Here is a 20,940-nt window from a genome sequence, read left to right on the forward strand (position 1 = left end):
TCTTCGTGGTTTTCAAAGCCTGAGTTCGGCTCAAGATTTCCAGGTCGATGTACCTCGACAGAGCAACCCGGTCAGTCCTGCTTCTTCCTGGCGAGAGCAGGGAGCCGATCTTCATGGTTTTCAGAACCTGAGTTCGGCTCAAGACTTTCAGGTCGGTGTACCTCGACAGAACAACCCGGTCAGTCCCCTCTCCCTCCGGGAGAGGGCTAGGGTGAGGGGCTTTTCAGAGGCTACCCACCAAACCAAACACAACGGAGGCCAACAGTGAAAACCCTCTGGCAACACTGCCACGTCGCAACCATGGCGCAGGGCGTCTACTCGATCATCGAGGATGCGGCCATCGTGACGTCCGGTGCGCTCATCGAGTGGATCGGCCCGCGTAATCAACTGCCATCCGGCGAATACCCGGCGGTCAATGACCTGCAAGGCGCGTGGGTCACGCCCGGCCTGATCGACTGCCACACCCACACGGTGTTCGGCGGCAACCGCAGCGGCGAATTCGAAAAGCGCCTGCAAGGTGTCAGCTACGCCGAAATCGCGGCTTCCGGCGGAGGCATCGCCAGCACCGTGCGCGCGACTCGCGAGGCCACTGAAGACGAGCTGTTCGCCAGCGCCGCCAAGCGCCTGAAAAGCCTTATGCGTGACGGCGTGACCACGGTTGAAATGAAGTCCGGTTACGGCCTCGATCTGGTCAACGAACGCAAAATCCTTCGTGTCATCCGTCGCCTGGAAAAAGAGCTGCCGATCAGCGTACGCAGCACCTGCCTGGCCGCCCACGCGTTGCCACCGGAATACAAAGATCGTGCCGACGACTACATCGATCTGATCTGCAGCGAGATGCTGCCCGCTCTGGCTGCCGAAGGACTGGTCGATGCCGTGGATGCGTTCTGCGAACACCTGGCGTTCTCGCCAGAGCAAGTCGAGCGCGTGTTCATCGCCGCGCAAAAACTCGGTCTGCCGGTGAAACTGCACGCCGAACAATTGTCGTCGCTGCATGGCTCCAGCCTCGCCGCGCGTTACAAGGCGTTGTCCGCCGATCACCTGGAATTCATGGACGAAGCCGACGCCATCGCCATGGCCGAGTCCGACACCGTCGCGGTGCTGCTGCCGGGCGCGTTCTACTTCCTGCGTGAAACCCTATTGCCGCCAATGGACGCCCTGCGCAAGCATAAGGTGAAAATCGCCATCGCCAGCGACCTCAACCCCGGCACTTCGCCCGCGCTGTCGTTGCGGCTGATGCTGAACATGGCCTGCACCTGCTTCCGCATGACTCCGGAGGAAGCCCTGGCCGGTGCGACGATTCATGCCGCGCAAGCGCTGGGCATGGCCGACACCCACGGTTCGCTGGAAGTCGGCAAGGTCGCGGATTTCGTTGCCTGGCACATTGATCGTCCGGCGGATCTGGCCTATTGGCTCGGCGGTGATCTGGACAAACGCGTCGTGCGTCACGGCGTCGAATCAAATCTGTAGGAGGGCGGTTGTGGATAAGGTTCTGAACTTCAAACAAGGACGCGTGCCGCTGCTGATCAGCATGCCTCACGCCGGTGTGCGCCTGACCCCAGCGGTGGAAGCCGGGTTGATCGCCGATGCGAAAAGCCTGCCGGACACTGACTGGCACATCCCGCAGCTTTACGATTTTGCTGAACAACTCGGCGCCAGTACGTTGGCTGCCGAGTACTCGCGATTCGTCATCGATTTGAACCGGCCGTCCGACGACAAACCGTTGTATGCGGGCGCTACCACCGGGCTCTACCCGGCGACGCTGTTCGACGGCATTCCGTTGTTCCGCGAAGGCCACGAGCCGTCGAAAGAAGAACGCGCGACTTATCTGGAGCAGATCTGGACGCCGTATCACCGTACGCTTCAGGAAGAGCTGGCACGGCTGAAGGCCGAATTCGGTTACGCGCTGCTGTTCGACGCGCACTCGATCCGCTCAATCATCCCGCACCTGTTCGACGGCAAACTACCGGACTTCAACCTCGGCACCTTCAATGGCGCCAGTTGTGATCCACAATTGGCCGCGCAACTGGAAGCGATCTGCGCTGGTCATAGCAACTACAGTCATGTTCTGAACGGACGCTTCAAGGGCGGCCACATCACCCGTCATTACGGCAACCCGGCCGAGAACATCCACGCGGTGCAACTGGAGTTGTGCCAGAGCACCTACATGGAAGAGTTCGAACCGTTCCGCTATCGCCCTGACCTCGCCGAGCCAACGCGGGTGGTACTAAAGGAATTGCTGCAGGGCTATCTGGCCTGGGGCGAAAAACACTACCGCGGCTGACTCACCCCTGTAGGAGCTGCCGAAGGCTGCGATCTTGATCGTTCCCACGCAGAGCGTGAGAACGATCAGGCCCCGGAGCATGCTCATTGACGTAAATCGGGTTTATGATGCCCAACGGCAGAATAATAGAAGTCCCCCCAGGGATGACCTCGACCCCTTACGGAGCGCGCAATGCAGACTTTGTTTCCGCAGATCAAACCTCACGCCCGGCACGATCTGGCTGTCGATGACACCCATACGCTGTACGTCGACGAAAGCGGTTCACCGGAGGGTTTGCCGGTTGTGTTCATTCATGGCGGCCCCGGCGCCGGTTGCGACGCGCAGAGCCGTCGCTATTTCGATCCGAACCTGTATCGCATTGTAACCTTCGACCAGCGCGGTTGCGGGCGCTCCACGCCGCACGCCAGCCTGGAAAACAACACCACCTGGGATCTGGTTGCCGACCTTGAGCGCATCCGCAAACACCTGGGCATCGACAAATGGGTGCTGTTCGGCGGCTCGTGGGGCTCGACCCTGGCGCTGGCCTATGCGCAAACCCACCCTGAGCGTGTTCACGGTCTGATCCTGCGTGGGATCTTTCTCTGCCGTCCGCAGGAAATCGAGTGGTTCTATCAGGCCGGTGCCAGTCGTCTGTTCCCCGATTATTGGCAGGATTACATTGCGCCAATCCCGCTGGACGAGCGCGACGATCTGCTTAGCGCATTCCACAAGCGCCTGACCGGCAACGACCAGATCGCCCAGATGCACGCGGCCAAGGCTTGGTCGACGTGGGAAGGGCGCACCGCGACCCTGCGGCCGAACCCGCTGGTGGTCGATCGCTTCTCCGAGCCGCAGCGCGCGCTGTCGATTGCGCGGATCGAATGCCATTACTTCACCAACAACGCCTTCCTTGAGCCGAACCAGCTGATTCGCGACATGGGCAAGATCGCCCATCTGCCCGGCGTGATCATTCACGGTCGCTATGACGTGATCTGCCCGCTCGACAACGCCTGGGAACTGCATCAAGCCTGGCCGAACAGCGAACTGCAGGTGATCCGTGATGCCGGCCACGCCGCATCCGAACCGGGCATCACCGATGCACTGGTGCGCGCCGCGGGCAATATGGCTCGGCGCCTGCTCGACCTGCCGCCCGAAGAAGCATGAAGGGGCTTTTACAGCGGGTACGCGGTGCGCGGGTTGAAGTCGCGGGTGAGGTAGTCGGGGCGGTCGATCACGGTTTGCTGGTGCTGGTGGCGGTCGAACCCGACGACACGCGTACCAGCGCCGACAAACTTCTGCATAAGCTGCTTAACTATCGGGTATTCAGTGATGCGGAGGGCAAGATGAACTTGTCCCTCGCCGATGTCGGTGGCGGGTTGCTGCTGGTCTCGCAGTTCACCCTTGCGGCCGACACCAAAAGCGGGTTGCGCCCGAGCTTTTCGACAGCCGCGCCACCGGCGTTGGGCGAGGAATTGTTCGACTATCTATTAAGCAGTGCGAAACAGGTGCATGGCACTGTGGCATCAGGTAGATTCGGCGCCGATATGCAGGTGCATTTGGTCAACGATGGCCCGGTTACCTTTTTGTTACAGACCTGAAAGCGCTTGAAACACCTTTTTGGGAAATTTCGACCGTTTTTAGGGTGTTTTCGCGATAAATACTTTGTTACCCCTGATGCGTTGTCATGCGGGCTACTAGATAATCGCGCGCACTGGGATCAGCGTTCGCTGATCCATTTTCACTTAGGTAGAGACTTGTCCGGATCCGATTGGGGAATCATTTTGCCCCAGCGGAGTCGGAACAATGCTCGCCAACCTGGCATATAGATAGCTGGCCGTTGGTTTTTTGATCTGTTTTCGGCGAGGGTTGCTCGTGATTGTTAGTCCCTGTAATGCAGCAAAAATGTCTGCCAAACGCATGCGAAGTGCCCTGGTAGCGGGTTCGGCGCTCCTGTGCCTGCTCAGCGCCGGCCAGCTTTGGGCGTTCAATCTTGACGATGTATCGGCGAAGGCTAAAGAACTGGCCGGGCAGAAGTTCGAAGCCCCGCGCAGCAATCTGCCGAACGAATTCCGCGACATGAAGTTCGCGGACTATCAGAAAATCCGCTTCCTCACCGAAAAGGCTGAGTGGGCTGATCAGAAAACCCCGTTCAAACTGTCCTTCTATCACCAGGGTATGCACTTCGATACACCGGTGAAAATCAACGAAATCACAGCGAACACCGTCGAAGAGATCAAATACGATCCGACGCGCTTCGATTTCGGCGACCTGAAATTCGATCCGAAAGCCACCGAACAACTGGGTTATGCCGGTTTCCGTGTGCTGTACCCGATCAACAAGGCCGACAAGCAAGACGAAATCATGACCATGCTCGGCGCGAGTTACTTCCGCGTTGTCGGCAAGGGCCACACCTACGGCCTCTCGGCGCGTGGTCTGGCGATTGATACCGCGCTGCCGTCGGGTGAGGAATTCCCGCGTTTCCGCGAGTTCTGGATTCAACAGCCGAAGCCGGGCGACAAGCATCTGGTGATCTTCGCCCTGCTGGATTCGCCGCGTGCCACCGGTGCCTACCGTCTGATCCTGCGTCCGGGCAGCGACACCATTGTCGACGTCAAAGCGCAGATGTTCCTGCGTGACAAGGTCGGCAAACTGGGCATCGCGCCACTGACCAGCATGTTCCTGTTCGGCGCCAACCAGCCGTCGAAAGTCCTCAACTACCGTCGTGAACTGCACGACTCCAGCGGTCTGTCGATCCATGCCGGTAACGGCGAGTGGATCTGGCGTCCACTGAACAACCCGAAACACCTGGCCGTGAGCAACTTCAGCATCGAGAACCCGCGTGGTTTCGGTCTGCTGCAACGTGGCCGCGACTTCAGCCACTACGAAGACCTCGACGACCGCTACGACAAGCGCCCAAGCGCCTGGATCGAGCCGAAGGGCGAGTGGGGCAAGGGCACCGTTGATCTGGTAGAAATTCCGACCGCCGACGAAACCAACGACAACATCGTTGCGTTCTGGAGCCCGGAAAAAATGCCGGAGCCGGGTCAGCCGCTGGAATTCGCCTACCGCATGCACTGGACCATGGACGAAGCGGCGATTCATGCGCCGGACAGCGCCTGGGTTTCGCAGACTCTGCGTTCGACCGGTGACGTCAAGCAATCGAACCTGATCCGTCAGCCGGATGGCAGCGTTGCCTACCTGGTCGACTTCGAAGGTCCATCGCTGGCCGCGCTGACCCCGGATGCCGACGTGCGCAGTCAGGTCAGTGTTGGTGACAACGCCGAGCTGGTTGAAAACAGCGTGCGCTACAACCCGGAAACCAAAGGCTGGCGCTTGACCCTGCGCATGAAGATCAAGGACGCGAGCAAGTCGACCGAGATGCGTGCCGCCCTGGTTCAGCCAGTCGTGACTGCTGATCTGGCGAAATCGGTGCCGGCGTCCAACTCGTCCGTTGCCAAGGCCGACAAGGTTGCCGCCAAGCAACAAGAGAAACTCGACAAGGAAGCCAAGGCCGCCGAGGCCAAACAGGCCGACGCCAAGCCAGCTGCAGATGCCAAGGACAAGGCCAACAAAGACGCCAAGCAGCCTGTTGCTGCCGACGCGGCCCCAGCCACACCGGAATCGGCACCGACTGAAGAAGTCCTGACCGAGACCTGGAGCTATCAGTTGCCTGCCGATGAGTAACTCTCAAGTACAGCCAGAGACTCTTTCCGAGTATCTGGCGCATCTGCCGATGACCGACGAGCAGCGCGCGGAACTCGCGGGCTGCCAGTCGTTCAGCGAGCTGCATGAACGCCTGTCGTCTTCAACGTTCGACGCTCCTGCCGAGGCCGCCCAGGCTTCGGTGGGCAAGCGCCTGACCCTGAGCACCGCCGAAGAACTTGAAGACGCGGAGATGCTGGTGCTCGACGCCAGCGGTCGCGTCAGCATGAAGGCGACGCCGCCGATCCGTCGGACCAAGGTCGTGCCGGAGCCGTGGCGCACCAATATTCTGGTGCGTGGCTGGCGCCGTATGACCGGTCGTACCAACCCGCCGCAGCCGCCGAAGGACGAAAACGTCTTGCCGGCCGCGCGCTGGCGCACCGTCGGCTCGATCCGCCGCTACATTCTGTTGCTGCTGATGCTCGGTCAGACCATCGTCGCCGGCTGGTACATGAAAGGCATCATGCCGTACCAGGGCTGGTCGTTCGTCGATCTGGAAGAAGTCCTGCATCAACCGCTGCTGCAAACCGCCACGCAAGTGCTGCCGTATGCGCTGCAAACCAGCATTCTGATTCTGTTCGGGATTCTGTTCTGCTGGGTGTCGGCTGGTTTCTGGACGGCGCTGATGGGCTTCCTCGAGTTGCTCACCGGCCACGATAAATATCGTATCTCCGGCAAAAGCGCCGGCAACGAGCCGATTGCCAAAGACGCGCGTACCGCGCTGGTGATGCCGATCTGCAACGAAGACGTACCGCGTGTGTTTGCCGGTTTGCGGGCAACGTTCGAATCGGTTGCTGCCACTGGTGATCTGGACCGCTTTGACTTCTTCGTGCTCAGCGACAGTAATGACACGGACATCTGCGTCGCCGAACAACAGGCCTGGCTGGATGTCTGCCGCGAAGCCAAAGGTTTCGGCAAGATCTTCTACCGTCGCCGTCGCCGTCGTGTGAAGCGCAAGAGCGGCAACCTCGACGACTTCTGCCGTCGTTGGGGCGGTGACTATAAATATATGGTCGTTCTCGACGCCGACTCGGTGATGAGCGGTGAGTGCCTGACCAGTCTGGTGCGCTTGATGGAAGCCACGCCGGACGCCGGGATCATCCAGACCGCGCCGCGTGCGTCGGGCATGGACACTCTCTATGCGCGTATGCAGCAGTTTGCGACCCGCGTGTACGGCCCGCTGTTTACCGCCGGTCTGCACTTCTGGCAGTTGGGTGAATCCCACTACTGGGGTCACAACGCGATCATCCGCATGAAGCCGTTTATCGACCACTGCGCCTTGGCGCCGTTGCCGGGTAAAGGCGCGTTCTCGGGTGCGATTCTGTCCCACGACTTCGTTGAAGCCGCGTTGATGCGCCGTGCCGGTTGGGGCGTGTGGATTGCCTACGACTTGCCGGGCAGCTACGAAGAACTGCCGCCGAACCTGCTCGACGAACTCAAGCGTGACCGTCGCTGGTGCCACGGCAACCTGATGAACTTCCGTTTGTTCCTGGTCAAAGGCATGCACCCGGTGCACCGCGCGGTGTTCCTCACCGGCGTGATGTCGTACCTGTCGGCGCCGTTGTGGTTCTTCTTCCTGGTGCTGTCGACCGCGCTGCTGGCGGTGAACACGCTGATGGAGCCGCAGTACTTCCTCGAGCCGCGCCAGCTCTATCCGCTGTGGCCACAATGGCACCCGGACAAGGCGATCGCGCTGTTCTCGACGACCATCGTGCTGCTGTTCCTGCCGAAACTGTTGAGCATCATCCTGATCTGGGCCAAGGGCGCGAAAGAGTTCGGCGGCAAGTTCAAGGTGACCCTGTCGATGCTGCTGGAGATGCTGTTCTCCATGCTGCTGGCGCCGGTGCGGATGATTTTCCACACGCGTTTCGTCCTCGCCGCGTTCCTCGGCTGGGCCGCGACCTGGAACTCGCCGCAGCGTGACGACGACTCGACGCCTTGGAGCGAAGCGGTCAAACGCCACGGTCCGCAGACCCTGTTGGGCTTCTGCTGGGCGCTGCTGGTGATCTGGCTGAACCCGAGCTTCCTCTGGTGGCTGGTGCCGATCGTCGGTTCGCTGATGCTGTCGATCCCGGTGTCGGTGATTTCCAGCCGCGTTGGTCTGGGCCTGAAGTCCCGTGACGAGAGCCTGTTCCTCATTCCTGAGGAATACAATCCGCCACAGGCGCTGCTGGCGACCGACCAGTACACCCACGAAAACCGTTACCACGCCCTCAACGACGGCTTTGTCCGCGCGGTGGTCGATCCGCAGCAGAACGCTTTGGCGTGTTCGCTGGCGACCTCGCGTCACGGTCAGGCCGAGCCGATCGAATGGCTGCGTCAGGAGCGTGTGCGTCACGCGATCAAGGTTGGCCCGGCCGGGCTGAATAATCATGATCGCTTGCAACTGCTGAGCGACCCTGTTGCCTTGGCGCGTTTGCATGAGCAGGTCTGGGCCGAAGGTCACGCTGAGTGGCTGGATGCATGGCGGGCTTCGGTGAAAGCCGATCCCCATGCGCCGTTGCTGCCGCTGCGACCGGTGAGTATGCAGGCGCAACCGGCCTGATAAAGAAACCCCGCGATGTTGCGGGGTTTTTTTTGGTCTGCTGAAAAGCCCCTCATCGGAACGCCGCCCGCCTACCCCTCTCCCAGAGGGAGAGGGGACCGACCGCGTTGAATATTCGAGTTACACCGACCTGAAATATCCAGTCGAGCTCGGATTTGAACAGCATGAAGATCTGCTCCCTTTCCCCCTCGCCCCCTTGGGGGAGAGGGTTGGGGTGAGGGGTTAGCTCTTGATTGTTAAACAAATCGTCCATTAAACCTTGTGCAAAAAAACGAGTGCGTTAGCATCCGTCCCCGAATTGGCGCACCCGGGCTTTTTTGCCCGTCACTGTTGGTTTTCGCGCCGCACACGCAATGGTTTTGGGGACTTGAAGATGAAGAAGTATCTGTCGATGCTGCTGGTCGGCGTCACGGCACTGGTTGCAGTCAATGCGGCGCAGGCTGGCGCAATCGATGACGCGGTCAAGCGCGGCACGTTGAAAGTCGGTATGGATCCGACCTACATGCCGTTCGAAATGACTAACAAGCGCGGCGAAATCATCGGTTTCGAAGTCGACATCCTCAAAGCCATGTCCAAGGCCATGGGCGTCAAACTGGAGCTGGTTTCGACCGGTTACGACGGCATCATCCCGGCGCTGATGACCGACAAGTTCGACATGATCGGCAGCGGCATGACCTTGACTCAGGAGCGCAACCTGCGCCTGAATTTCAGCGAACCGTTCATCGTGGTCGGCCAGACCCTGCTGATCCGCAAGGAGCTGGAAGGCACTATCAAGTCGTACAAAGACCTGAACACCGCCGACTACCGCATCACCTCCAAGCTCGGCACCACCGGCGAAATGGTCGCCAAGAAGCTCATCTCCAAGGCCAAGTACCACGGCTACGACAATGAGCAGGAAGCGGTGCTCGACGTGGTCAACGGCAAGGCTGATGCCTTCATCTATGACGCGCCGTACAACGTCGTCGCGGTGACCAAGGTTGGTGCCGGCAAACTGGTGTTCCTCGACAAGCCGTTCACCTACGAGCCTTTGGCCTTCGGACTGAAGAAGGGTGATTACGACAGCATCAATTTCATCAACAACTTCCTGCACCAGATCCACGAAGACGGCACCTACGATCGCATCCATGACAAGTGGTTCAAGAGCACCGAGTGGCTCAAGGACATGGAATAACGCGCATCCGCTGATCGTTTCCACGTCGAGGCGTCGAACCGTCCGCGTGGGAACGCATCCTGTGACGCTCCGCGTCACGAACAGGCAGGGACGCAGAGCGTCCCGAGCGGCATTCCCACGCAGAGCGTGGGAACGATCATCCGAGAACCTGCAATGAAACAGAAAAAAGCCCAATGGCCCTGGCACGTCCTCACCGTGCTGGTGCTGGTCGGCCTGGCCGGCGCGTTGTATTACGCGACGTCGCTGATGTCCTACGAATGGCGCTGGAACCGTGTGCCGCAGTACTTCGCCTATCAGGCCGAAGAAACCCAGCGTGCCACTGACATTTCCACCGTCACCGAACTGGTGCGCAAGGGCAGCAGCGCGCAAGTCACCCTGCGCAATGACGCCGGTGACGAGCAGCACCTGACCGTCGACGAGAACAGCCTGCAATTCGCTCAGGGCGACGATGTGGCCGAAGGCGACGTCGTGGGCGTGACCCGGCATTGGGCGGCAGGACCGCTGTTGTGGGGCCTGTGGACGACGCTTTGGCTGTCAGTGGTCTCTGGGGTACTCGGTCTGTTGATTGGTCTGGTTACCGGCCTGTGCCGTCTGTCGAGCAACCCGACCCTGCGCGACCTCTCGACCATTTACGTCGAACTGGTGCGCGGTACGCCGCTGCTGGTGCAGATTTTCATTTTCTATTTCTTCATCGGCACGGTGATGAACCTGTCCCGCGAATTTGCCGGGATCGCCGCGCTGTCGCTGTTCACCGGTGCCTACGTGGCGGAGATCATCCGTTCCGGCGTGCAATCGATTGCCCGTGGCCAGAACGAAGCGGCGCGTTCGCTCGGTCTGAGTGCCGGTCAATCGATGCGTCACGTGGTGCTGCCGCAAGCATTCAAACGCGTGCTGCCGCCGCTGGCCGGGCAGTTCATCAGTCTGGTCAAGGACACCTCGCTGGTGTCGGTGATTGCCATCACCGAGCTGCTGAAAAGCGGCCGTGAAGTCATCACCACCTCGTTCTCGCCGTTCGAGATTCTGTTCTGCGTCGCCGGTCTGTACCTGTTGATCAACCTGCCGCTGTCGAAAATCGCCAGCCGGCTTGAGCGGAGGCTCGCGCAAAGTGATTGAAGTCCGCGATCTGGTAAAAGTCTTCGACACCCGTGGCCAGGTGGTGCGCGCGGTGGATAACGTCAGCACCACGGTGGCCAAGGGCGAAGTGCTGGTGGTGATCGGTCCGTCGGGTTCCGGCAAGTCGACCTTCCTGCGTTGCCTCAATGGCCTGGAAGAGTTCGATTCCGGTTCGGTGAGCATCGACGGCCTGCAACTGGCCGACCCGAAAACCGACGTCAACGCCTATCGCCGCGAAGTCGGCATGGTCTTTCAGCATTTCAACCTGTTCCCGCACATGACCGTGCTGGAAAACCTCTGTCTGGCGCAGAAAGTCGTGCGCAAGCGCGGCAAGAAAGAGCGCGAAGCCAAGGCCATGGAGTTGCTGAAAAAGGTCGGGATTGCACAGAAGGCCAACGAGTTTCCGTCACGTCTGTCCGGCGGTCAGCAACAGCGCGTGGCGATCGCCCGGGCGCTGGCGATGGAGCCGAAGGTGATGTTGTTCGATGAGCCGACCTCAGCCCTCGACCCGGAGATGGTCGGTGAGGTGCTGGACGTGATGAAGAACCTGGCCGTGGAAGGCATGACCATGGTTTGCGTGACCCACGAAATGGGCTTTGCCCGGGAAGTGGCGGATCGGGTGTTGTTCTTCGATCACGGCAAGCTGTTGGAAGATGCCGCGCCTGCCGAATTCTTTGATACACCGAAGGATCCGCGTGCGCAGGCCTTCCTGCGTCAGGTTCTGTAACTGCGGCGTTCTCTCGGCCGCCATCGCTGGCAAGCCAGCTCCCACAGGGTTTGTAGTCGATCACAAAGTTTGTGTTCAACCCATTCACTGTGGGAGCTGGCTTGCCAGCGATAGCATCACCTCGGTTCAGAGCGAACCGAGGTGGATGAATCACCTCAAACCTTGAAGCGCCCCACCAGCATCTGCAAGTGAGTACCCAGGCGCGCCAGCTCAACGCTGGACGCCGCGGTCTCTTCACTCGCCGCCGACGTCTGATCCGACACATCCCGCACATTCAGCACGCTACGGTTGATCTCTTCCGCCACCGCGCTCTGCTGCTCGGCCGCTGCGGCAATCTGCTGGTTCATCGCCTGAATCGCCGACACGGTGCGGGTGATGCTTTCCAGCGAGCCACCGGCGCGACGGGTCAGCTCGACGCTGCTGTCGGTCAGGGTGCGGCTGTTGTCCATGATCGTTGCCACTTGCTGAGTGCCGTTTTGCAGGCCGACGATCAGCTCCTCGATCTCTTCGGTGGACTTCTGCGTGCGCTGCGCGAGGCTGCGCACTTCATCGGCCACCACAGCGAAACCGCGTCCGGCTTCACCGGCACGCGCCGCCTCGATGGCCGCGTTGAGGGCCAGCAGGTTGGTTTGCTGCGCCACCGACTTGATCACGTCGAGGACGCTGCCGATCTTGTCGCTTTCGCGCTTGAGTTCACCCATGGCTTCGGTGGAATGACCAACCTCAACCGCCAGACGCTCGATCTGCGCGATCGCTTCGCCGACGACCTTGTCCCCTTCGCGGGCCTGCTGGTCAGCAGCCACGGCGGCTTCGGAGGCTTCCTCGGCGTTACGCGCGACTTCCTGCACGGTGGCGGCCATTTCATTCATGGCGGTGGCGACCTGATCGGTCTCGATTTTCTGATTATTGACCCCGGCGCTGGTTTGCTCGGTCACCGCTGAGAGTTCTTCGGCAGCGCTGGCAATCTGAGTGACGCCATCGCTGATGCCGCCCACCAGTTCACGCAGGCCTTGGGTCATGCTCTGCATCGAGCGTTGCAGTTGGCCGAGTTCGTCACGGCGCAGGGACACCAGGTTGTGGGTCAGGTCGCCAGCGGCCACGCGCTCGGCAACTTTCAGGGTCTGGTTCAGCGGGATGATGATCTGGCGGGTGATCGCCCAGGCGGCCAGCAGGCCGAAGGCCACGGCGAGCAGGGTGGCGATGATCAGCATGTTTTTGGCGTGCGCGGCATCGGTATCGCGCACCACGGTTTGCGATTCAGTGAGTTTCTTGCTGACGTCGATGAGGATGTCGCCCTGAGTCGACATGCGCGCGGCGGCCTTGGCGTTGTTGACCTGCGAGTCGCGGAACTGAGCTACCGCGGCGCGATAGGCTTTGATCGAATCGGTGGCCTGTTGCAGGTTGGCGATGTGCTGTTCCGGCAGTTTGGCCGGCAGGCTGTCGAGATTCTTCAGCGCATTGTCGATGGCATCCAGCGCTGGTTGTTCGGCTTCGGCCTTGCCGCTGTAGGTGTAACCGCGCACTTGGTAGCGTGCTTGCTGTAGCAGTTTGCTCAGCTCGATCACGCTGTTGAATTGCGCGACGCTGTCACCCGCCAGCATGGATTTTTCCACTTCCGCGACCTTGGCCACGGCGTTGTCGGCACTCGCGCCAAGCTTGCTACGGGCATCTTCGCGCTGCACCGTGGCTTGGGTCATGTCGGCAAAGGCGCGTTTGTACTCGGCGACGGCGGCCAGTTGTTGATCGACCATCGCCGCGTCGGACGGCTGTTCAATCAGGCTGCGTGCGGTTTGCAGGCCGCTGTCGAGTTTGTTGAGCAGATCGGTGACTGCCCCCGGACCTTGTTCGCCACGGCGTGCTTCGTAGTCCAGACGTGCCAGGCGCAGGTCCTTGGTCAGCTCATTGAGGCTGGAGATAAAGCCGAGTTTGTCACCACGGCTGATGATGCCGCTCATGCCGGTCCAGCCGGTGAAGGTGATCAACAGTGTCAGCAACAGCACCAGGCCGAAACCGATGCCCAGCTTGCGTTTGACGCTGACGTTTCCAAGACTCTCGGCTAACCAACGGTACATGCGACCACTCCCTTCGGACCACTAATTGGACTTATGGAGAGGGTATCGGCCGAATGATGGCAATCTGTAACGCCATTTATCCACCGGAGCCGCACGGTATCAATGTAGGAGCTGCCGTAGGCTGCGATCTTTTGATCTCGCTTCTAAAAACAACATCAAAAGATCGCAGCCTGCGGCAGCTCCTACAGGGGAGCTGTGTTTGGTTAGAAGAGACGGGCGAGCAGGGCGGTGACGGCGGTTTCGACGCGCAGGATGCGCTCGCCGAGTTGCACCGGTTGCAGGCCGGACTTGGCCAGCAGATCGATTTCGTAGGGGATCCAGCCGCCTTCAGGGCCGATGGCCAGCGTCACCGGTTCGTTGAGCGCGCGCGGGCACGGTGGGTAGTTGCCGGGATGGCCGACCAGCCCGAGGGTGCCTTCGGTAATCGCCGGCAGCCGGTCTTCAACGAATGGCTTGAAGCGCTTCTCGATGATGATTTCCGGCAGCACGGTGTCGCGGGCCTGTTCGAGGCCGAGGATCAAATTTTCGCGAATCGCTTCCGGCTCAAGAAACGGCGTCTGCCAGAAACTCTTCTCGACCCGGTAGCTGTTGACCAGGATCACCTTCGACACGCCCATGGTCGCCACGGTCTGAAACACCCGGCGGAGCATCTTCGGGCGCGGAAGGGCCAGCACCAGCGTCAGCGGTAGCTTGGCCGGTGGCGGCTGATCGAGGCTGACACGCAGCTCCGCTTCACCCGGTTCCAGACGCAGCAGTTCAGCCGAACCCATCAGCCCGTTGATGCGCCCGACGCGCAGGCTGTCACCGACTTCCGAACGGTGGACTTCCTGCATGTGCGTCAAACGGCGATCACGCAGCACCACGCGGTCGGCTGCAATGAAATCGGCCTCTTCGAGCAACAGCAGGTTCATGCCTGGGTCGCTGGTGGCTGGTCGTTGTGGTCGTCGGCCGGGTTCTCGTCCGGGCGTTCGCGCTTGCTGATCAGGCCACCGAACAGAATGCCGATTTCAAACAGCATCCACATCGGCACGGCCAGCAGGGTTTGCGAGAAGATGTCCGGCGGCGTCAGGATCATGCCGACCACGAAGCAGCCGATGATCACGTACGGGCGGATCTTCTTCAGGTAGGCCACGTCGACCACGCCGATCCACACCAGCAGCACCACGGCCACCGGAATCTCGAACGCCACGCCGAAGGCGAAGAACAGCGTCATGACGAAATCGAGGTAACTGGCGATGTCGGTCATCATTTCCACGCCGGCCGGGGTGGCCGCAGCGAAGAATTTGAAGATCAGCGGGAACACGAAGTAATAGGCGAACGCCATGCCGGTATAGAACAGCAAGATGCTGGAAACCAGCAGCGGCACCGCGATGCGCTTTTCATGCTTGTACAGGCCCGGCGCGATAAAGCCCCAGATCTGATGCAGGATTACCGGGATCGCGAGAAACAGCGAGACCATCATCGTCAGCTTCAGCGGCGTCAGGAACGGCGACGACACATCGGTGGCGATCATCGTCGCGCCGACCGGCAGGTATTGGCGCAGCGGCGTCGAGACGAAGGTGTAGATCTGCTGGGTGAACGCAAACAGCCCGGCGAAGATGATGAAGATCGCCGCCACACAACGCAGCAGGCGGGTGCGCAACTCGGTGAGGTGCGAAACCAGCGGCATGTGCTGGTCGTTTTCGGGGAGATCGCTCATGGGGCTCGCGGCGGCAATGTTGGGTCGTGAGGCGCGGGTGTAATCGGCGCGGCGGTTGGGGCTACGTGTTCAACCGAGGTTTGTGCAGGCGCTGGTTCTGCCGGCGCTACAACGGCAGCAGGTGCAGGTGTCGGAGCAGGCGCGACGGGTGCAGTCGGCGCATGAATCGTCTGCTGACCCACATGCTCAACCGGCGTCGGCTCCTGCTGAACCGGCGAGAAAATCTTCCGCGCCTCCTGCTCCAGCGACAGAATGTGCTCGTTGTGCAGTTGCCGACGAATCTCGTCGGCACCGATTTCACGTTCAACTTCCTGTTTGATCGCGTTGAAGCTGCGCTTCAGCCGACCGACCCACAGGCCGGCGGTGCGTGCAGCGCCCGGCAGACGCTCGGGGCCCAGCACCAGCAGGGCGACGAGGCCGACGAGCAGCAGTTCAGAGAAGCTGATACCAAACATTAGTCAGTGCTCACACGTCTTTGCGGATCGGCTCTTCGACTTTCTGCGCCTGCACGTCGATGGTGTGCGGCGGGTTGGCCTGAGCGGTGGCTTGCGGCTGCACCGGTGGCACTGGCTGCGCAGGTGTCACGGTTGGATCGGCAGCCGGTTTTTCATCGTCGTTCATGGCTTTGCGGAAGCCCTTGATCGACTCGCCAACGTCGGTGCCGAGGTTTTTCAGTTTCTTGGTGCCGAACACCAGCACCACGACAACCAGAATGACGATCCAGTGTTTCCAGTCAAAAATGCCCATGTTGCTGTTCCTCTCTAAAAGTTGTTCAGGCGGACGGACGCGAGGCTTTCTCGACGTGTCCGGACAGGCCGAAGCGACGGTCCAGTTCATCCAGCACGGCCTGCGGATGCTGCCCCAGTTGGGCGAGCATGACCATGCTGTGGAACCACAGGTCGGCGGTCTCGTAGATCACGTCGCTGCAGTCGCCACTGATCGCGGCGTCCTTGGCGGCAATAATGGTTTCGACCGACTCTTCGCCGACTTTCTCCAGAATCTTGTTCAAACCCTTGTGATACAGACTGGCCACATAGGAGCTGTCGGCGGCTGCGCCTTTGCGCTCTTCGAGCACTTCGGCCAGGCGGGTCAGGGTGTCACTCATGTTTGTGTCCTGCGGAATAGATAGCGTGCGGGTCTTTCAGGACCGGGTCGACGGTTTTCCAGTCGCCGTTCTCGAAGACACGGTAAAAGCAGCTTTGACGGCCGGTATGGCAAGCGATGTCGCCGATCTGTTCAACCATCATGATGATCACGTCGGCGTCACAGTCCAGACGCATCTCATGCAGCGTCTGCACATGCCCTGACTCCTCGCCCTTGCGCCACAGCTTGCCACGGGAACGTGACCAGTAGATTGCACGGTTTTCCGCGGCGGTCAGTTCCAGCGCTTCGCGGTTCATCCAGGCCATCATCAGCACGCGTCCGGTCTTGTGATCCTGGGCAATCGCCGGCACCAGGCCATCAGCGTCCCACTTGATCTCGTCCAGCCAGTTTTTCATCTTCGACTCCGACAGCGAACCCCACACTTCAATAGTCGGGTTCAGGCATTGAAACAGTGTGCCAGCCGATCACGAAACTGGCTATCGGCGAACGACCAGATACAAGCCGACTGCCACCATGATTCCCGCAGGCCAATGCCCCAACTCGTTAAGCGGGCCACCGATAGCGAGGATCACCCCGCCTGCCAGATGCGCGCAACCGAGCAAGCGCAGGAACCAGTCGTCCTTGCGTTTATGCCATGGCGGCGGTGGGTCGTAGGCGTGCGGTTGCGACATGCGTTCGAGCAGGTCGCGGGCCATGTTGGCCAGATGCGGCAGTTGTTCGAACTGGCTCTGCACGTTGCCCAGCAAGGCTTTGGGGCTGACGCGCTCGCGCATCCAGCGTTCGAGGAATGGCTGCGCGGTGTTCCACAGATCCAGATCCGGATACAACTGACGGCCGAGGCCTTCGATGTTCAGCAGGGTCTTTTGCAGCAGCACCAGTTGCGGTTGCACTTCCATATTGAAGCGCCGTGCAGTCTGGAACAGGCGCATCAGCACTTGGCCAAATGAAATATCTTTTAACGGTTTTTCGAAGATCGGTTCGCACACGGTGCGGATCGCCGCTTCGAATTCGTTGAGTTTGGTTTCCGCCGGCACCCAGCCCGAGTCGATGTGCAGTTGCGCCACACGACGGTAGTCACGCTTGAAGAAGGCGAACAGGTTGCGCGCCAGATAGTCCTGGTCTTCCGGGGTCAGGCTGCCGACGATGCCGCAGTCGATCGCGATGTACTGCGGGCTCCACGGGTTGACGGTGCTGACGAAGATGTTGCCCGGGTGCATGTCGGCGTGGAAGAAACTGTCGCGGAACACTTGGGTGAAGAAAATCTCCACTCCGCGTTCGGCGAGCATTTTCATGTCGGTGCGCTGATCGGCGAGGGTCGCCAGATCGGTGACCTGAATGCCGTAGATGCGCTCCATCACCAGCACTTTCGGCCGGCACCAGTCCCAATACACTTGCGGTACATAGAGCAGCGGCGAACCTTCGAAGTTGCGCTTCAACTGGCTGGCGTTGGCCGCCTCGCGCAGCAGGTCGAGTTCGTCGTAGATGGTTTTTTCGTAGTCCTGGACCACGTCGACCGGGTGCAGCAGACGCGCGTCGGCCGAGAGTTTTTCGGCGGCGCGGGCGAGGATGAACAGCCACGCCAGATCCTGCGCGATGATCGGCTTCAGGCCCGGGCGGATCACTTTGACCACGACTTCTTCGCCGGTTTTCAGCTGCGCGGCATGCACCTGCGCAACCGAGGCTGAGGCCAGCGGCTCGACGTCGAAACGGCTGAACACGTCGCTGATTTTCTTGCCCAGTTGTTCTTCGATCAGCTTGATCGACAGTTGCGAGTCAAACGGCGGCACGCGGTCCTGCAACAGCATCAGCTCATCGGCGATGTCTTCCGGCAGCAGGTCGCGGCGGGTCGAGAGAATCTGCCCGAACTTGATGAAAATCGGCCCCAGATCCTGCAACGCCAGACGCAGACGCGCGCCACGGCTCAGGTCCAGCGGCTTGCGCGGGAACCAGCGCCACGGCAGCACATAGCGCAGCGCCAGGAGGAACCAGGGCAGCGGCAGATCGAACAGCAGGTCATCGAGGCGGTAGCGGATCACGACAGACTGGATGCGCAACAGACGGCGGACGGCGAGCAGCTTCATGCGTTATCGCTTGGGTCGAGGGATCGGGAAAGGCGCTCGAAACGCGCCTCGAGACGTTCCAGATCAAGTTTGATCCGGTCCAGTTCGCTGAACCGCGCTTCGGCTTCGCGCTGCCCGACTAGGGTGCGCGATTCTTCGGCGAGGTATTCGGCGAGGTTCTGGTTGAGGCTGGCAAATCCTTGTTGATACCAGCGCGCGCGGCTGCGCAGATGGCCACCGACCAGTTGCGTGGCGACCGGGCCGAGCCAGCGCGAGAGTTCGTACTCCCAGTCCAGCTCAAGATCTTGCAGGACACCGGCCAGCTCCAGCAGCACGCCGCTGTCGCCATCGAGCTCGACTTCCGGGGCGTGCAACACCGCGGTCTTGTCTTTGCTCACGGCCAGTTTGATCAGGCTGGAGGCCGGCGCGCGCAGGGTGCAGTCGACACCGGTTTCCCAGTGCGAGGCCAGCATCAAACCTTCGTCGCTCGGCAGAATGAACAGTTGCAGCGCCGGGCTGCGGCAGTCGACGGCAATCACCTTGCCGGTCAAATGCGCCAGCCGCGGCAGCGCCGTGCTGTCGAGACGCAGCACCCGGTTGAGGCCGAGTTCAACGCTGGCGAGCAGCCCGGTGAGCAACATCAGGGCTTGATGCCGCGGTGCAGGGCGACGATGCCTGCGGTCATGTTGTGATAGGTCACGCGGTCGAAACCGGCGTCGACCATCATCGACTTCAGGGTTTCCTGATTCGGGTGCATGCGGATCGATTCGGCCAGGTAGCGATAGCTTTCCGAGTCGTTGGTGATCAGCTTGCCCATCAGTGGCATGAAGGCGAACGAATAGGCGTCGTAGGCTTTCGACATCAGCGCATTGGTCGGCTTGGAGAACTCCAGCACCAGCAGACGACCGCCCGGCTTGAGTACGCGCAGCATCGAACGCAGGGCGTCTTCCTTATGCGTTACGTTGCGCAGGCCGAAAGCGATGGTCACGCAGTCGAAGTGGTTGTCCGGGAACGGCAGTTTTTCCGCGTCCGCCTGAACGAATTCGACGTTGCCGGCGACACCCAGATCGAGCAGGCGGTCACGACCGACCTTGAGCATCGATTCGTTGATATCGGCCAACACCACTTGACCGGTCGGGCCGACCAGGTGCGAGAACTTTTTGGTCAGGTCACCGGTACCGCCGGCGATGTCCAGCACGCGGTTACCGCTGCGCACGCCCGACAGTTCGATCGCGAAACGCTTCCACAGACGGTGCATGCCGCCCGACAGAAGGTCGTTCATCAGGTCGTACTTGGCGGCTACCGAGTGGAAAACCTCAGCGACTTTTTCCGCTTTCTGGCTTTCCGGAACGTTTTTGAAGCCGAAGTGAGTGGTGGGTTCGGCATCGCTGCCTTTGCGCTGATCAGTCATATCGCTGTCACCAAAAGAGAATGCGCGACATTCTAATCCCCAAGCCATGCTTTGTCTTGGAATGGCTAAAGGTAAGATGGGCAACCCTCGGGACGATTTGCCGCAGCGGCGGTCAAGATTTACCGACACATCTTTTTCGCCCCATTCAAAAAACAGGAGTCAATCAATGGCCAAAATCACTGTTGAGCGTGCCCACAACCTGGGTAAGGAAGCCGCCCGCGAGAAGGCCGACAAACTGGCGCAAAAACTCTCCGAGCAATACGGCCTGGAGCCGCAATGGTCCGGCGACACCCTGAACCTCAAGCGCTCGGGCGTGAAAGGCGCGGTGCATGTGGCGGACGATTCGATCAAGGTCGACGTTGAGCTGGGCCTGATGATGTCGGCCATGAGTGGCATGATCAAAGCCGAAATCGAAAAAGCCCTCGACAAAGCTTTGGTTTGAACATCAAAAGATCGCAGCCTTCGGCAGCTCCTACAGACTTACACATTCCCCTGTAGGAGCTGCCGAAGGCTGCGATCTTTTCATTCAGGCACCACCGATTCATGTCAGTTGTTAGGGTGCCGTTTCTAATTTTTCTGCCTACTTTGTGCCTGAGCCCGACACTTTCCCGGGCAGTTCCTCAAACCTTCTGCGCGTGAGGTGCACCATGGCCAAAGTTATTTTGAAGAAAAAAATCGACGTTTCGACTTCTGCTCTGAGCGACGTCAAATCCTATGCCCGCAAGATCTGGCTGGCAGGCCTGGGTGCCTACGCCAAGGTCGGCCAAGAGGGCAGCGACTACTTTCAAGAGTTGATCAAGGCTGGTCAAACTGTTGAAAAGAAAGGCAAAAAAGCCGTCACTGAAAAACTCGAAGCGGCCAACGCCGAGATCGATGAAGCCAAGAGTGAAGTGAGCTCTTTCAAAGGTCGCGTCGAAGTTCAGCTCGACAAGGTCGAGAAGGCGTTCGACTCCCGCGTAGCAAGCGCCTTGAATCGTATCGGCATTCCGTCTAAACATGACGTTGAGACACTCTCTGCTAAGCTCGATGAGCTGACGGCATTGCTCGAACGCGTCGCGCGTAAATCTTAAGGA

21 protein-coding genes and 1 pseudogene are annotated in these 20,940 nt (G+C 60.2%); 11 read left to right on the forward strand and 11 right to left on the reverse strand.

The window, feature by feature from the left end; translation table 11 throughout:
* The first annotated feature begins 264 nt into the window (after window positions 1-264).
* From hutI to ACM6JQ_RS27545, 9 genes are all read left to right on the forward strand, one after another.
* Window positions 265-1,470 carry an imidazolonepropionase gene (hutI, locus tag ACM6JQ_RS27505; RefSeq protein WP_414895017.1) on the forward strand — a complete coding sequence of 402 codons (1,206 nt, stop codon included), beginning with the start codon at window positions 265-267 and terminating at the stop codon, window positions 1,468-1,470.
* Window positions 1,471-1,480: 10 nt separating this feature from the next.
* On the forward strand, window positions 1,481-2,284 hold the full coding sequence (hutG, locus tag ACM6JQ_RS27510; protein ID WP_007909312.1) for an N-formylglutamate deformylase: 804 nt from the start codon (window positions 1,481-1,483) through the stop codon (window positions 2,282-2,284).
* 171 nt (window positions 2,285-2,455) lie between these two features.
* Entirely contained in the window at window positions 2,456-3,427 is a 972-nt protein-coding gene (pip, locus tag ACM6JQ_RS27515) for a prolyl aminopeptidase (protein WP_008080611.1), read from the forward strand.
* Window positions 3,424-3,861: a D-aminoacyl-tRNA deacylase gene (gene dtd / locus ACM6JQ_RS27520; protein ID WP_007909321.1), complete on the forward strand. Its 438-nt coding sequence runs from the start codon at window positions 3,424-3,426 to the stop codon at window positions 3,859-3,861. Before pip ends, dtd begins: the two co-directional genes overlap by 4 nt.
* A 274-nt stretch (window positions 3,862-4,135) precedes the next feature.
* Window positions 4,136-5,947 (forward strand): glucan biosynthesis protein G, encoded by a 1,812-nt coding sequence (locus ACM6JQ_RS27525; RefSeq protein ID WP_095113982.1) that lies wholly within the window; start codon window positions 4,136-4,138, stop codon window positions 5,945-5,947.
* The gene (mdoH, locus tag ACM6JQ_RS27530) at window positions 5,940-8,510 is read left to right on the forward strand and encodes a glucans biosynthesis glucosyltransferase MdoH (RefSeq protein WP_095113983.1); all 2,571 of its coding nucleotides are present in this window, start codon (window positions 5,940-5,942) and stop codon (window positions 8,508-8,510) included. The genes ACM6JQ_RS27525 and mdoH overlap by 8 nt, the downstream gene beginning before the upstream one ends.
* 373 nt (window positions 8,511-8,883) lie before the next feature.
* On the forward strand, window positions 8,884-9,681 hold the full coding sequence (locus tag ACM6JQ_RS27535) for a transporter substrate-binding domain-containing protein (RefSeq protein WP_007909335.1): 798 nt from the start codon (window positions 8,884-8,886) through the stop codon (window positions 9,679-9,681).
* Between the two features lie 153 nt (window positions 9,682-9,834).
* Entirely contained in the window at window positions 9,835-10,794 is a 960-nt protein-coding gene (locus ACM6JQ_RS27540) for an amino acid ABC transporter permease (protein ID WP_134178401.1), read from the forward strand.
* Entirely contained in the window at window positions 10,787-11,521 is a 735-nt protein-coding gene (locus ACM6JQ_RS27545; RefSeq protein ID WP_007909337.1) for an amino acid ABC transporter ATP-binding protein, read from the forward strand. Before ACM6JQ_RS27540 ends, ACM6JQ_RS27545 begins: the two co-directional genes overlap by 8 nt.
* 155 nt (window positions 11,522-11,676) lie before the next feature.
* Here ACM6JQ_RS27545 and ACM6JQ_RS27550 read toward each other — a convergent pair whose 3' ends face one another.
* The 11 genes and pseudogenes from ACM6JQ_RS27550 to ubiE form a co-directional block, all read right to left on the reverse strand.
* Complete coding sequence (locus ACM6JQ_RS27550) at window positions 11,677-12,549, reverse strand: methyl-accepting chemotaxis protein (protein WP_371857741.1); 873 nt, start codon at window positions 12,547-12,549, stop codon at window positions 11,677-11,679.
* Window positions 12,532-13,593, reverse strand: a pseudogene (locus tag ACM6JQ_RS27555) (methyl-accepting chemotaxis protein); the annotation flags it as partial. The gene ACM6JQ_RS27550 and the pseudogene ACM6JQ_RS27555, both read right to left, overlap by 18 nt.
* A gap of 203 nt (window positions 13,594-13,796) precedes the next feature.
* Complete coding sequence (locus ACM6JQ_RS27560; RefSeq protein ID WP_414895018.1) at window positions 13,797-14,504, reverse strand: 16S rRNA (uracil(1498)-N(3))-methyltransferase; 708 nt, start codon at window positions 14,502-14,504, stop codon at window positions 13,797-13,799.
* Window positions 14,501-15,292: a twin-arginine translocase subunit TatC gene (gene tatC, locus ACM6JQ_RS27565; protein ID WP_007909342.1), complete on the reverse strand. Its 792-nt coding sequence runs from the start codon at window positions 15,290-15,292 to the stop codon at window positions 14,501-14,503. Before tatC ends, ACM6JQ_RS27560 begins: the two co-directional genes overlap by 4 nt.
* A complete protein-coding gene (gene tatB / locus ACM6JQ_RS27570) occupies window positions 15,289-15,747 on the reverse strand; it encodes a Sec-independent protein translocase protein TatB (RefSeq protein ID WP_414895019.1) in 459 nt (152 codons plus the stop codon). Before tatB ends, tatC begins: the two co-directional genes overlap by 4 nt.
* A gap of 10 nt (window positions 15,748-15,757) precedes the next feature.
* Window positions 15,758-16,039: a twin-arginine translocase TatA/TatE family subunit gene (locus ACM6JQ_RS27575; protein WP_003220847.1), complete on the reverse strand. Its 282-nt coding sequence runs from the start codon at window positions 16,037-16,039 to the stop codon at window positions 15,758-15,760.
* Window positions 16,040-16,064: 25 nt separating this feature from the next.
* Window positions 16,065-16,397, reverse strand: coding sequence for a phosphoribosyl-ATP diphosphatase (locus ACM6JQ_RS27580; protein WP_007909355.1), 333 nt, complete (start codon window positions 16,395-16,397; stop codon window positions 16,065-16,067).
* Window positions 16,390-16,791, reverse strand: coding sequence for a phosphoribosyl-AMP cyclohydrolase (gene hisI / locus ACM6JQ_RS27585; RefSeq protein WP_414895020.1), 402 nt, complete (start codon window positions 16,789-16,791; stop codon window positions 16,390-16,392). The genes ACM6JQ_RS27580 and hisI overlap by 8 nt, the downstream gene beginning before the upstream one ends.
* An 81-nt stretch (window positions 16,792-16,872) precedes the next feature.
* A complete protein-coding gene (ubiB, locus tag ACM6JQ_RS27590; protein ID WP_007909358.1) occupies window positions 16,873-18,477 on the reverse strand; it encodes a ubiquinone biosynthesis regulatory protein kinase UbiB in 1,605 nt (534 codons plus the stop codon).
* Window positions 18,474-19,097, reverse strand: coding sequence for an SCP2 domain-containing protein (locus tag ACM6JQ_RS27595; RefSeq protein ID WP_007909360.1), 624 nt, complete (start codon window positions 19,095-19,097; stop codon window positions 18,474-18,476). The genes ubiB and ACM6JQ_RS27595 overlap by 4 nt, the downstream gene beginning before the upstream one ends.
* Entirely contained in the window at window positions 19,097-19,867 is a 771-nt protein-coding gene (ubiE, locus tag ACM6JQ_RS27600) for a bifunctional demethylmenaquinone methyltransferase/2-methoxy-6-polyprenyl-1,4-benzoquinol methylase UbiE (protein ID WP_008080626.1), read from the reverse strand. The genes ACM6JQ_RS27595 and ubiE overlap by 1 nt, the downstream gene beginning before the upstream one ends.
* 166 nt (window positions 19,868-20,033) lie before the next feature.
* On the opposite strand from ubiE, the gene ACM6JQ_RS27605 reads away from it, so the two are divergent.
* Entirely contained in the window at window positions 20,034-20,309 is a 276-nt protein-coding gene (locus tag ACM6JQ_RS27605) for a polyhydroxyalkanoic acid system family protein (RefSeq protein WP_007909364.1), read from the forward strand.
* Between the two features lie 205 nt (window positions 20,310-20,514).
* A complete protein-coding gene (locus tag ACM6JQ_RS27610; RefSeq protein ID WP_095113427.1) occupies window positions 20,515-20,937 on the forward strand; it encodes a phasin family protein in 423 nt (140 codons plus the stop codon).
* The last annotated feature ends 3 nt before the right edge of the window (window positions 20,938-20,940 follow it).

It is taken from the genome of Pseudomonas sp. IT-232MI5, from assembly GCF_949767845.1.
Lineage (GTDB): Bacteria > Pseudomonadota > Gammaproteobacteria > Pseudomonadales > Pseudomonadaceae > Aquipseudomonas.

Bases quoted from the DNA above. Each gene is read 5' to 3' on its own strand.
- pip (WP_008080611.1), top strand. From the start codon at position 2,456: ATGCAGACTTTGTTTCCGCAGATCAAACCTCACGCCCGGCACGATCTG.
- ACM6JQ_RS27605 (WP_007909364.1), top strand. From the start codon at position 20,034: ATGGCCAAAATCACTGTTGAGCGTGCCCACAACCTGGGTAAGGAAGCC.
- ACM6JQ_RS27550 (WP_371857741.1), bottom strand. From the start codon at position 12,549: ATGCAGAGCATGACCCAAGGCCTGCGTGAACTGGTGGGCGGCATCAGC.
- hisI (WP_414895020.1), bottom strand. From the start codon at position 16,791: ATGAAAAACTGGCTGGACGAGATCAAGTGGGACGCTGATGGCCTGGTG.
- ACM6JQ_RS27580 (WP_007909355.1), bottom strand. From the start codon at position 16,397: ATGAGTGACACCCTGACCCGCCTGGCCGAAGTGCTCGAAGAGCGCAAA.
- ACM6JQ_RS27540 (WP_134178401.1), top strand. From the start codon at position 9,835: ATGAAACAGAAAAAAGCCCAATGGCCCTGGCACGTCCTCACCGTGCTG.
- mdoH (WP_095113983.1), top strand. From the start codon at position 5,940: ATGAGTAACTCTCAAGTACAGCCAGAGACTCTTTCCGAGTATCTGGCG.
- ACM6JQ_RS27575 (WP_003220847.1), bottom strand. From the start codon at position 16,039: ATGGGCATTTTTGACTGGAAACACTGGATCGTCATTCTGGTTGTCGTG.
- ACM6JQ_RS27595 (WP_007909360.1), bottom strand. From the start codon at position 19,097: ATGTTGCTCACCGGGCTGCTCGCCAGCGTTGAACTCGGCCTCAACCGG.
- tatC (WP_007909342.1), bottom strand. From the start codon at position 15,292: ATGAGCGATCTCCCCGAAAACGACCAGCACATGCCGCTGGTTTCGCAC.
- ubiB (WP_007909358.1), bottom strand. From the start codon at position 18,477: ATGAAGCTGCTCGCCGTCCGCCGTCTGTTGCGCATCCAGTCTGTCGTG.
- ACM6JQ_RS27610 (WP_095113427.1), top strand. From the start codon at position 20,515: ATGGCCAAAGTTATTTTGAAGAAAAAAATCGACGTTTCGACTTCTGCT.
- dtd (WP_007909321.1), top strand. From the start codon at position 3,424: ATGAAGGGGCTTTTACAGCGGGTACGCGGTGCGCGGGTTGAAGTCGCG.
- ACM6JQ_RS27560 (WP_414895018.1), bottom strand. From the start codon at position 14,504: ATGAACCTGCTGTTGCTCGAAGAGGCCGATTTCATTGCAGCCGACCGC.
- ACM6JQ_RS27535 (WP_007909335.1), top strand. From the start codon at position 8,884: ATGAAGAAGTATCTGTCGATGCTGCTGGTCGGCGTCACGGCACTGGTT.
- ubiE (WP_008080626.1), bottom strand. From the start codon at position 19,867: ATGACTGATCAGCGCAAAGGCAGCGATGCCGAACCCACCACTCACTTC.
- tatB (WP_414895019.1), bottom strand. From the start codon at position 15,747: ATGTTTGGTATCAGCTTCTCTGAACTGCTGCTCGTCGGCCTCGTCGCC.